The sequence below is a fragment of the Pantoea sp. SIMBA_079 genome (genome assembly GCF_046940275.1).
Lineage (GTDB): Bacteria > Pseudomonadota > Gammaproteobacteria > Enterobacterales > Enterobacteriaceae > Pantoea > Pantoea borealis.
The window spans coordinates 1-270 of the sequence record NZ_JAWRYR010000338.1 but is presented as its reverse complement, the minus strand read 5'-3'; the positions used below and the strand labels follow the sequence as shown (position 1 = coordinate 270).

Here is a 270-nt window from a genome sequence, read left to right as displayed (position 1 = left end):
CGGGAATCGCTCTGCGCCGGCGAGTGGACGCGGATGCGACCGCGCTCGCGAGATCCGCCCGCACAGGCTCTTGTGGCCGCTGCGCCCAGCCCGTAAACTGCGCACCCCGCGCCTTCGGGCGTGGCAGCGACAACGTCGCTCCGGGCGGTTAGCTCAGCGGTAGAGCATTGCCTTCACACGGCAAGGGTCGCAGGTTCGAACCCTGCACCGCCCACCATGCATCCAGTGTCGAAGAAAGCCGGCCCCGCGCCGGCTTTTTCCGTTCTGCGC

1 tRNA gene is annotated in these 270 nt (G+C 68.9%); it reads left to right on the top strand.

Annotated elements, in window-relative coordinates:
• Positions 1-142 precede the first annotated feature (142 nt).
• Positions 143-217 (top strand) — tRNA-Val (locus tag SB719_RS20270).
• The last annotated feature ends 53 nt before the right edge of the window (positions 218-270 follow it).